Source organism: Methylobacterium sp. CCH7-A2, assembly GCF_001557075.1.
Classification (GTDB): domain Bacteria; phylum Pseudomonadota; class Alphaproteobacteria; order Rhizobiales; family Beijerinckiaceae; genus Allobosea; species Allobosea massiliensis.
Window position 1 is genome coordinate 1 of record NZ_LSKN01000080.1, and the last position, 5,780, is coordinate 5,780.

Genomic DNA, 5,780 nt, shown 5'->3' on the forward strand with positions numbered 1-5,780 from the left:
CCTGCTCGAACATGCCGCGCTTCGGCACCAACAAGGTGCTCGACGAGCAGCAGATCAAGGACGTGATGGCCTATCTGTTCGATCCGGAGTCGCCGGTGAACAAATAGGGGCTTCAGCCGCCGGCCGGCTTCTTCCCGGGCCAGTCGGCGAAGGCCCCGCGCTCATAGCCCTTCTCGCGCACGAAGCGGAACCAGGCGAGAAACTCGCGCGGATCGGGCAAGCCCGGCATCCGCGCGACCTCGCGGGCCGCGGTCGGCCTCGCGCCCAGCCCCTCGGCGGTTTCGGGAAAGAACTGGATCGAGGGCGTGCCCTCGATCGCATAACGCGCGGCGAAGGCCTTTTCGCCAGGCTTGCTGCCGTCGAAATCGGTGACCGGGCGCTGGCCGAGAATGTTGAGATGCAGGATCTCGAAATTCTCGCGGATGTAGCGCTCCGTCGCCGGGTCGGCGAGATGGACTTCGTGCATCCGGCGGCAGGCCGGGCAGCCCTTCAACCCCCAGAGGATAGCGAAGCGCTTCCCGGCGGCGGTAGCCGCCGCAAGGTCGTCGGCCAGATCCAGGAAGCTTTCGAGATACCAGTCCAGCTTGTAGAGCCCGTCCTCGCCGAGCGTGGCCCGCGCCGAGGCACTCGCCGGAAAGGCGGCACAGAGGCCGGCTGCGAGGATCGTGCGGCGCGTCTGCATGGCGAAACTCCCGACACGAAGCAGCCTTCGGTTCGTGACTGGAATAAACATACGAATACGACTATGTTACCGCAATGGGTTTCATCCGTTCCCGCACAGTGGCGCTCCTGGCTTTGCTCGCCCTCCTCGGCTCCGGCGTGGTGCCCGTGGCCGCGGCGGAGCTCGTCATGTTCACGCGCGAGGGCTGTCCCTGGTGCGCGCGCTTCGAACGCGAGGTCGCACCCGCCTACCATCTGACCGACGAAGGCAAGCGGGCGCCGCTGCGCCGCGTCGCGCTCAGGCCCGGCGGATCCACCCTCGCCGGGCTCGCCGCGCCCGTCATCGCCGCGCCGACCTTCGTGCTGATCGAGGATGGACAGGAAGCAGGCCGGATCACCGGCTATCAGGGCGACGACGCCTTCTGGGGATTGCTTGGCAAGATGCTTGCTGACATGCCAGGCCCTATTCACCGCAGCGGCGCCGCCGCGAAATTGGATTGACCATGAGCGCGATCGTATCAAAGGCCCTCGAAGCCGAGTTGCGTGACGGCGAGGAGTTCTCGGCCGAACTCGACCTGCTGATGCGCAAGGCCCGCAAGGCGAGCGACTTTCTCAAGGCGCTGTCGCATGAGAACCGTCTCCTCCTGCTCTGCCTGCTGGCCGAGCGCGAGCGCACGGTGACTGAGCTCGAGAACATCCTCTCGCTGCGCCAGCCCATGGTCTCGCAGCAACTGGCGCGGCTGCGCCTCGACCAGCTCGTAACCACCCGCCGCGATGGCAAGGCGGTCTATTACAGCCTGGCCAATGACGATGTCCGCCGGATGATTGCGGTGATCTACGACATCTTCTGTGGCCCGCCGGCGACGCCGGCCGTCGAGTGATGCCGGAGCGCCTTTCCCTGGTTTCGATCTGAGGCATGGCGCCGCTGCCGGCCTGGTCGATCGCGCTCGCGGGCATCGCCATCGGCGCGGCCTGCGGTTTCACGGCGAGGCGGGGGCGCCTGTGCTCCTTCGGCGCGATCGAGGATGTCTGGCTCGGCGGCGACACCCGCCGGATCCGCATCTTCGGCCTTGCGCTCGGCGTCGCCCTCCTCGGCACCCAGGCGATGGTCTGGGGCGGCGTGCTGAACCCCGCCCTTTCGACCTATGTTCCCAGCGCCATGCCCTGGTTTGCGATCCTGGTCGGCTCGACGCTGTTCGGCGTGGGCATGGCTCTGGTCGGCACCTGCGGCTTCGGATCGCTGGTGCGGCTCGGGACCGGCGACCTGCGCAGCCTGATCGTGATGATGGTATTCGGCGCGGCCGCCTATGCGACTCTGCGCGGCATACTCGCGCCCCTGCGGATCGACGGGCTGGAGGCGGTGGCGATCGGTGTTCCCGGCGCGGTGCAGGGCGACCTCTCCTCCGTTCTGGCCTGGTGGGGTTTCGGCGATCTGCGGCTGGTCATCGCCCTCGCTGCGGCCTCCGTTCTCGTTCTGGCCGTGGCGCTCGACGGACGGTTGCGGCGCTCGCCCCGTCTGCTGCTCGCGGGCGTGACGCTGGGCCTCGGCGTCGTGGCAGGCTGGTGGGCGACCGGGGTGGCGATCGACGAATTCGCGATCTCTTCCCGGCCCCAGAGCTTGACCTTCGTGTCGCCGGTCGGTCGGGCGCTCTATGCGGTCCTGACGACGCCCGAAGGCCTGCTGGATTTCGGCATCGGCTCGGTGATCGGCGTGGTGCTCGGATCATTCCTGTCGGCGCTGATGGATCGCGAGCTGCGCTGGGAGGCTTTCGACGACCATCACGAGATGCGTCGCCATCTGGTCGGTGCGGTGATGATGGGCGGCGGCGGCATCCTCGCCGGAGGCTGCACCATCGGTCAGGGTATCACGGCCGGCTCGATGATGGCCCTGTCCTGGCCGCTCGCGATCTTCGGCATGATGGTCGGTGCGCGAATGGGCATCGCCTTCCTGCTGGAAGGCTCGATCCGCCAGATCTTCCGGAACTGACGGCTGCCCTTGTTCTGCCTCAGCCCAAGACGGCCGTATAGCCGCGAAGGACCACGTAAACCCCGACGATGGCGACGATCGCGGCGAAGACCCGCGACAGCATCGTTTTGTGGCGCGAGAGGTGCCGGGCCAGCAACGTGCCGCCAAGACCACCGGCGACGCCACCCGCGACGAACAGGATGGCGATGCGCCAGTCGACAAGGCCCGACAGCGCATAGGAGGCGGCGGTTGTCGCACCGAAGGCGGTGACCGCGACCAGCGACGAGCCGATGGCCATGATCATCGGCATGCGCGCGGCGCCCATCAACCCCGGCACGATCAGAAAGCCGCCGCCGATGCCGAAGAAGCCGGACATCGCGCCGACAAGCCCACCCATTCCAAGCAGGCGCGGCAACAGCGTCGACGCGGTTGCCCGTCCGAGCGGCCTGAAACCTGAGCCGTCGCCCGCTTTGCGCACCAGCATCATCGCCGCGATCACGATCATCAGCACGCCGAACAGCAGCAACAGCTTCTGACCATCGAAGCGCTTGCCGATGGCCGACCCGGCGGCGGCTCCCGCGATCCCCGCGGTCGAGAACACCAGCGCACAGGGCCAGCGGACATGGCCGGCGCGGGCATGGCCGAGCAGATTGGCGAAGGCGCTGAGCGCGACCGCGACGGCGCTGGTGCCGATCGCGACATGCGGCGAGGCCACGCCCACGGCATAGACCAGCAGCGGCACGGCCAGGATCGAGCCGCCGCCTCCGATCAGTCCCAGAACGAAGCCCACCAGCGAGCCCGAGCCGACAGAGGCCAGATCGGCACCCGCGATCATGACGGCGCCGCCTGCTTCAGCGGTCGCATCAGGACTTGGCCACCGGACAGGTCCGGATGCCCAGCAACGTATAGGCCGGGCAGAACCGGAAGGCCGCCGTCGCCAGCATCGCCACACCCCAGACCGTCAGCGCGCATTTCCAGGCTCCCCAAGACGCGACCATCCCGGCGAAAGGTGGAACGAAGACGGCGGCGACGAGCAGCGCTCCCAGGAGGAATCGAAGGGTGCGATCGAGTGCGCCTACATTGGTCATAACTGTCTCTCCGGTGATGAATCCAAAACTCGAAACATGCGAATATTTGCATTTAAAAACGTCAATGGGGCTGTTCAGCGGCACCTGCGACGCCTAGGCAGCCCTCGCCAGAACGCGGTCATGCAGGAGCATGCCCGCGATCATCGCCACGATGAACAGCAGGACCGGTGTCAGTCCCGTCGTCAGGGCCGACAGCGCCGGACCGGGGCAAAAACCGGCCAGCCCCCAGCCGATGCCGAACAGCACCGAACCGCCGATCAGGCGGGCATCGATGTCGGTCCGCTCAGGGATCTGGAACTGCGTGTCGAAAACCGGCCGCTGCAGGCGCCGCTGGATCGTGACGGCGATGAAGGCGATGCAGACCGCCCCGCCCAGTACGAACATCAGGCTCGGGTCCCACCGTCCGCTGGCGATGTCGAGGAAGCCCAGCACGCGGGCCGGATCGACCATGCCCGAAAGCGACAGGCCGTAGCCGAAGAGCGAACCCGACAGGAGCGCCACGGTGATGCGGGCGATGGCGAGCGGGCTCATGACAGCATCCCCGAAAGAGTGGCCGTCGCCACTCCGGCGCCGAGGAAGCTCAGCGTGGCGACCATCGAGCGTTTCGACAGACGCGCCAGGCCGAGAATACCGTGACCGGAGGTGCAGCCCGAACCCATCCGGGTTCCGATGCCGACCAGAAGCCCCGCGACGATGATCACGGGCCAGGACGCAGAAACCGTCATGGCCGGGAGCGCGCCATGGATCGTGGCATAAATCGCGGGACCGGCGAGAAGCCCGGCGACGAAGGCGCCGTTGACCCAGGCCTGAAGACCGCCGAGCAGGCGCCCGACGATGCCGCTGATACCGGCGATGCGACCGTTGAGCAGCAGCAGCATCCCGGCCGAGAGGCCGAGCACCATGCCGCCGAACAGCGAAGGCCAATAGGCGCTCATGAAACATCGTCCTTCTGACAGAAAATATCGTACAGCGCCGCGATCAGCTGCGCGGCCTTCTGCTGCGTCAGGCGGTAGAAGATCTGTTTGCCGTCGCGGCGGGTCTCGGCGATGTCGGTCTCCCTGAGAATGCCGAGCTGCTGCGACAGCGTCGGCTGGTGAATGTCGAGCAGGCTCTCCAGTTCGCCGACGGAATACTCCCCTTCCGCAAGCTTGCAGGCGAGCATCAGGCGGACGGGGTGAGCCATCACCTTCAGCAGGGCAGCGACCTCCTCGGCGCGCGCCGCCATCGCGTGACGGGCGTCGGCCTCCATCGGTGACGGCGCGCCGCTCACCAGACCGCCCCCGGCAGAGCGTTGAGCGGGATCTTGAGATAGCGCCGCCCGTCATTCTCCGGCTCCGGCAGGCGGCCGCCGCGCAGATTGATCTGGAGCGAGGGCAGGATCAGCTTGGGCATGGGCAACGTCGCGTCGCGGGCCTCGCGCAGCGCGATGAAGCGCTCCTGCGTCATGTCGACGAGATGGCCATTGCTGGCCTTCTGCTCGCCGACCGTGCTCTCCCAGCGCGCATGGCGCCCGTTCGGCTCGTAATCATGCCCGGTGAACAGCCGCGTATCGTCGAGTAACGCCAGGATGTCCTGGATGGAGGCCCAGAGCGCTTTTGCACTGCCGCCGGGAAAATCCGCTCGCGCCGTGCCGGAATCGGGCATGAAAATGGTATCGTGAACGAAGGCGGCGTCGCCGATGACATAAGTCACGGAGGCCAGCGTGTGCCCCGGCGAGAAGAGCACGCGCCCGGCGAGACTGCCGAGCTTGAACCGATCTCCCGCCTCGAACAGCCGGTCCCATTGCGAGCCGTCCGTCTCCAGGGCGGGCCAGTTGTAGAGACGCCGCCACAATGTCTGGATCTCTGTCACGCGGGCGCCGATTGCCATGGGCGCACCCGTCTTCTGCTTGAGGTATTGGGCCGCCGAGAAATGGTCGGCATGGGGGTGGGTGTCGAGGATCCACTCGACCGTCAGGCCCTGTTCGGCCACAAAGGCGAGGATCGCATCGGCATGCGTCGTCCGAGTCGCACCCGACTTCTCGTCGAAATCATGCACCGGGTCGATGATCGCGCAGCAATGCGTCG

Annotated in this window: 10 protein-coding genes and 1 pseudogene; 4 read left to right on the top strand and 7 right to left on the bottom strand. The window is 67.0% G+C overall.

From position 1 onward, the window contains the following. A pseudogene (locus AX750_RS26800) lies at positions 1 to 107 on the top strand (sulfur oxidation c-type cytochrome SoxX); the annotation flags it as partial. A gap of 5 nt (positions 108 to 112) precedes the next feature. On the opposite strand, the gene AX750_RS06075 reads toward AX750_RS26800, so the two are convergent. Then, positions 113 to 682: a thioredoxin family protein gene (locus AX750_RS06075; RefSeq protein WP_067253742.1), complete on the bottom strand. Its 570-nt coding sequence runs from the start codon at positions 680 to 682 to the stop codon at positions 113 to 115. 74 nt (positions 683 to 756) lie between these two features. Here AX750_RS06075 and AX750_RS06080 point away from each other — a divergent pair, with 74 nt between their 5' ends. From AX750_RS06080 to AX750_RS06090, 3 genes are read left to right on the top strand one after another with little or no spacing between them, the layout of a single operon-like run. Next, positions 757 to 1,161 (top strand): hypothetical protein, encoded by a 405-nt coding sequence (locus AX750_RS06080; RefSeq protein ID WP_067253746.1) that lies wholly within the window; start codon positions 757 to 759, stop codon positions 1,159 to 1,161. A gap of 2 nt (positions 1,162 to 1,163) precedes the next feature. Beyond that, the gene (locus AX750_RS06085; protein ID WP_067253749.1) at positions 1,164 to 1,541 is read left to right on the top strand and encodes a metalloregulator ArsR/SmtB family transcription factor; all 378 of its coding nucleotides are present in this window, start codon (positions 1,164 to 1,166) and stop codon (positions 1,539 to 1,541) included. 35 nt (positions 1,542 to 1,576) lie between these two features. Continuing rightward, the gene (locus AX750_RS06090; RefSeq protein ID WP_067253751.1) at positions 1,577 to 2,647 is read left to right on the top strand and encodes a YeeE/YedE family protein; all 1,071 of its coding nucleotides are present in this window, start codon (positions 1,577 to 1,579) and stop codon (positions 2,645 to 2,647) included. A 19-nt stretch (positions 2,648 to 2,666) separates the two neighbouring features. On the opposite strand, the gene AX750_RS06095 is transcribed toward AX750_RS06090, so the two are convergent. The 6 genes from AX750_RS06095 to AX750_RS06120 all read right to left on the bottom strand — a co-directional run. After that, on the bottom strand, positions 2,667 to 3,461 hold the full coding sequence (locus tag AX750_RS06095; RefSeq protein ID WP_067253754.1) for a sulfite exporter TauE/SafE family protein: 795 nt from the start codon (positions 3,459 to 3,461) through the stop codon (positions 2,667 to 2,669). A gap of 28 nt (positions 3,462 to 3,489) precedes the next feature. After that, positions 3,490 to 3,798 carry a DUF2892 domain-containing protein gene (locus tag AX750_RS06100; protein ID WP_245282321.1) on the bottom strand — a complete coding sequence of 103 codons (309 nt, stop codon included), beginning with the start codon at positions 3,796 to 3,798 and terminating at the stop codon, positions 3,490 to 3,492. A 9-nt stretch (positions 3,799 to 3,807) separates the two neighbouring features. Continuing rightward, complete coding sequence (locus AX750_RS06105; protein ID WP_067253761.1) at positions 3,808 to 4,245, bottom strand: YeeE/YedE family protein; 438 nt, start codon at positions 4,243 to 4,245, stop codon at positions 3,808 to 3,810. Then, a complete protein-coding gene (locus AX750_RS06110) occupies positions 4,242 to 4,649 on the bottom strand; it encodes a YeeE/YedE family protein (RefSeq protein WP_067253764.1) in 408 nt (135 codons plus the stop codon). Before AX750_RS06110 ends, AX750_RS06105 begins: the two co-directional genes overlap by 4 nt. After that, positions 4,646 to 4,963, bottom strand: a complete 318-nt coding sequence (gene bigR / locus AX750_RS06115) for a sulfite-sensing transcriptional repressor BigR (protein ID WP_067253767.1) — start codon at positions 4,961 to 4,963, stop codon at positions 4,646 to 4,648. The genes AX750_RS06110 and bigR overlap by 4 nt, the downstream gene beginning before the upstream one ends. Positions 4,964 to 4,980: 17 nt before the next feature. Then, the coding region (locus AX750_RS06120) for an MBL fold metallo-hydrolase (protein ID WP_156462431.1) at positions 4,981 to 5,780 on the bottom strand (800 nt) is incomplete at its 5' end.

Excerpts from the sequence above, each read along its gene's own strand:
- bigR (WP_067253767.1), bottom strand. The coding sequence starts at position 4,963 with ATGGAGGCCGACGCCCGTCACGCGATGGCGGCGCGCGCCGAGGAGGTC.
- AX750_RS06105 (WP_067253761.1), bottom strand. The coding sequence starts at position 4,245 with ATGAGCCCGCTCGCCATCGCCCGCATCACCGTGGCGCTCCTGTCGGGT.
- AX750_RS06080 (WP_067253746.1), top strand. The coding sequence starts at position 757 with ATGGGTTTCATCCGTTCCCGCACAGTGGCGCTCCTGGCTTTGCTCGCC.
- AX750_RS06095 (WP_067253754.1), bottom strand. The coding sequence starts at position 3,461 with ATGATCGCGGGTGCCGATCTGGCCTCTGTCGGCTCGGGCTCGCTGGTG.
- AX750_RS06110 (WP_067253764.1), bottom strand. The coding sequence starts at position 4,649 with ATGAGCGCCTATTGGCCTTCGCTGTTCGGCGGCATGGTGCTCGGCCTC.
- AX750_RS06075 (WP_067253742.1), bottom strand. The coding sequence starts at position 682 with ATGCAGACGCGCCGCACGATCCTCGCAGCCGGCCTCTGTGCCGCCTTT.
- AX750_RS06090 (WP_067253751.1), top strand. The coding sequence starts at position 1,577 with ATGGCGCCGCTGCCGGCCTGGTCGATCGCGCTCGCGGGCATCGCCATC.
- AX750_RS06085 (WP_067253749.1), top strand. The coding sequence starts at position 1,164 with ATGAGCGCGATCGTATCAAAGGCCCTCGAAGCCGAGTTGCGTGACGGC.